The sequence below is a fragment of the Frankia sp. CcWB3 genome, from assembly GCF_977927595.1.
Genome location: NZ_CDWRCK010000347.1, coordinates 1 through 3,427, shown reverse-complemented (window position 1 = coordinate 3,427; position 3,427 = coordinate 1). Strand labels below are relative to the sequence as shown.

Below are 3,427 nucleotides of genomic sequence, written 5' to 3'. Positions count from 1 at the left end.
GTGCCCGCGCCGGGGAGCGGGGAGGCGGCCGCGCCCGGATCCACCAGGGGGCCGTCCGCCGTCACGTTCAGGGTGCCGCCCGCCGCGCCGGACTCCGGAGCGGTCGGTGAGTCCCAGGTGGCCCCGGCGGCGTCCGGGTTCGCATGCTTGGTGACGAAATCCTTGATCACGTCCGCGGAGACCGTCGAGCATCGCTGGGTGCGGTCCCAGGCGGTCAGGACGAAGTGCTTGTTGTCGACGAAGGTGCTCCGGGTCCAGGGCATACCGATGAACCGCGGCCCGGCATTCGCCGCGAGCTTGCGCAGCTTGTCGACCTGATCCCCCGGCAGGCTCTTGTCGTACCAGCCGATCACGAAGCCGTGTTCGAGGTTGTGTACGGCACGTTCCGCCGAGATGCCCGAGTTCGGGTTGTAGAAGGGAATGCCGTCGGGCAGGGGGTCGGGGTTGTGGTTACCCGAGGACGGCGGTGACGCCTCGTATGTGACCGCTGTGCTGACGTGCGTCGAGCCGCGGAACGGGTCGTTCGCCGTGCCGGTGCACCCGGCCGCGGTGGCGGCCGCCGAGGCCGGCGCGACGTAGCCGACCTTGCGGGCCTCGTTCTTCGATCTACTGTCCGCGACGCTGTAGATGATGATGCCGACGAGGAGCGCGACGGCGACGAGCCCCGACGTCCCGTAGATGAGCAGCGCGCGGCGGCGTTCCCTGGGCTTCTGTTCACGGCGCAACTGCTCGAGCCGGGTGTTGCGTTCGACGCTCTTCTTACCCACGACAGCTGATCCTACGAAGTGTTGAACCACGTCGTCCGGGCAGGATGGATCCGACCCGCCGAACACCACCGGACACGCCCTGTCTCGCCACGCTGCACCGTGACCGTGGCGTCACGGATCATCCCGGGACCGGGCCACCCGGGACGGGCCGGCCACGAGGTCAGCGGTGGAGGACGAACGCCGCGGTATCGCGGTCCGGTCGGGCGGGTACGGGCGCGGCGGCGTGCCCGACCCCGACCGTGCCCATCGGCGCCCAACCGGCCGGCAGGTCGAGCACCCGGGTGACCACCTCCGGGCAGAACAGCGTCGACGATACCCAGCACGACCCCAGACCCTCCGTGGCCAGGGCGACGAGCAGGTTCTGCACCCCGGCCCCGACGGAGACGGTGAACATCCGCTCCTCGGCGGCGGCGCGGCGGGCGTCCGGATAGGGATGCGCGCCGTCGAGGACCATGATCGGAACGATCAGCAGTGGGGCACGCCGCAGCACCTCGCCGCGCCGGAGCCGACGCTCGACGGCCGCCTCGCCGAACCCGTCGCGTCGTAGATCGTCCGCCCAGGTCTCGGCCATCGCGTCGAGCAGCGCCGCGCGTCGCTCGGTCACGATCACGAAACGCCATGGTGTGGTGTGGTGCGGGGCCGGGGCGGTGAATGCCGCCGCGATCGCCCGGTCAACCGCGGCCGGGTCGACCGGGGTGTCGGAGAAGTCCCGCACGGTGCGCCGCTCGCGCAGCGCCGCCCGGCGCGCCTCGAGGGTGCCGAGGCGGAACATGTCCTCACCCGCGGGACGCAGCAGTGCCCGCCCGCCGGTGCCGTCGTCGGGCAGCCGGCCGTAGCCGCGGACGACCGCCACCGGCGTGGCGCCCAGCTTGCCCTTGACGAGGTCGGCGGCCGCGGCGAGCTCGTCGGCCTCGGCCACCTCGGTCATCCCCAGCTCGTTGCCGTAGCCGTCGAGGTCGCCGACGTGGCTGCGCAGCGCCGCCATGCCGGCCACCCCGATGGCGATGTCGGTCAGGCCGCGTCGCCACGGCCGTCCGGCGGTATCGGTGACGACGACGGCGACATCCACGCCGAGCACGGTGGCCAGGCCCGACCGCAGCCGCCTGGCGCTGGCGTCCGGATCCACCGGGAGCAGGGCGAGGGAGTCCTTGGCGATGTTCGACGCGTCGACCCCCGCGCTGGCGAGGACGAAACCGTGGTGCGTCTCGACGATCCGGGTCGGGCCGCGCCGGGCGACCTCGCGCACCGATTCACTGTCGATCATGGCCTGCCTGGCTTCCTCGCGGTCGCCGGACACCGTGACGAGCCGTCCCTCGGCCTTCGAAACAATCTTTGAGGTGACCACGACGACATCGCCGTCGGCGAGTGCCGGGCCGTGCGTCCGGGCGGCCGAGGCCACCAGGACGGCGAGATCGTCGCCGGGACGGACCTCGCCGATGCCGGTGAGCGGGAACACGCGCAGCGCCCGTTCCGCGCTGCGCTCAGACACCGGCGAGCTCCAGAGCCGCCCGGACGATCGCCACCGTGGCCTTCAGATCGGTCATCAGCAGGGGTGCCGCGGCCACGGTCGCGCCGGGAACGGTCGCGCCGGCGTCGGCGGTGTCGACGAGCCAGCCGTCGAGCAGTCCGTCCGCCGTCCCGGCTCCCGGGCGCGGGGCCGTCCCGTGCCCCGTCGCGGCGGTGCGCCCCCGGCCTCCGTAATGCACGCCCACCGCCTGGGCGGAGGTCTCGACGCCGATGGCAGCCAGGCAGGCGTCCGCCATCCCGCGCACGGCCGCGCCGCCGATGATCGGCGACACCCCGACCACCGGCGCCGCGGTCTCGTGCACGGCCGAGCGGATCCCGGGAACGGCGAGGATGGTGCCGATCGAGACGACCGGATTCGATGGGGGGAGCAGTACGACGTCCGCGTCGGCGATGGCGGCCAGGACGCCGGGCGCGGGCTTGGCCTTTTCCGCGTTCACCGGGATGATCGCCTGTGCCGGCACGGCGGCACGCAGCCGCAGCCACCACTCCTGGAAGTGCACCGCGCGCTGGCCGTCGGCGTCCGAGATCACCACGTGGGTCTCGACCCGCTCGTCCGACATCGGCAGCAGCCGTACCCCCGGCTTCCACCGCTCACACAGTGCCCGGACCACGTCCGAGAGGGAGTAGCCGGCGTCGAGCATCCGGGTACGCACCAGGTGGGTGGCGAGGTCGCGGTCGCCGAGCCCGAACCAGGCCGGCCCGACGCCGTAGGCGGCGAGTTCCTCGGCCACGACGAACGACTCGCCCTCGCGCCCCCAGCCCCGTTCGGCCGAGATCCCGCCGCCCAGGGTGTACATGACGGTGTCGAGATCGGGGCAGATGCGCAGTCCGTGCAACGTGATGTCGTCGCCGGTGTTGCCGATTACCGTCACGTCGGCCTCCGGCAGCGCCGCGAGCACGCCGCGCAGGAACCGGGCGCCACCGATCCCGCCAGCCAGGGCTGTAACTCTCACACCGACCGATCCTGGCACCGCGCCCCGGCGGATGGGGCACCGGTGGACGGTGGTGGATTTCCCGGCCGGGGTGATAGTGACCACTGCCCGGCCGCGGACGGATTTCTCCGGACCGGGGCGGGCGCGCCGGTCCGTGCTCCTGACCGAGCCTTGCTCGGGGTTCCTAACCGAGCCTTGGCC

General features: G+C 72.7%; 3 protein-coding genes. All 3 read right to left on the bottom strand.

The features are described 5' to 3' along the window. Window positions 1-767: DUF3105 domain-containing protein (locus tag ACY5KJ_RS18855; protein ID WP_462203987.1), on the bottom strand; the 767-nt coding region annotated here is incomplete at its 3' end. 160 nt (window positions 768-927) lie between these two features. Continuing rightward, window positions 928-2,256, bottom strand: coding sequence for a coenzyme F420-0:L-glutamate ligase (locus ACY5KJ_RS18850; RefSeq protein ID WP_462187449.1), 1,329 nt, complete (start codon window positions 2,254-2,256; stop codon window positions 928-930). After that, window positions 2,249-3,247: a 2-phospho-L-lactate transferase gene (gene cofD / locus ACY5KJ_RS18845; protein ID WP_462203985.1), complete on the bottom strand. Its 999-nt coding sequence runs from the start codon at window positions 3,245-3,247 to the stop codon at window positions 2,249-2,251. The genes ACY5KJ_RS18850 and cofD overlap by 8 nt, the downstream gene beginning before the upstream one ends. Between the last annotated feature and the right edge of the window lie 180 nt (window positions 3,248-3,427).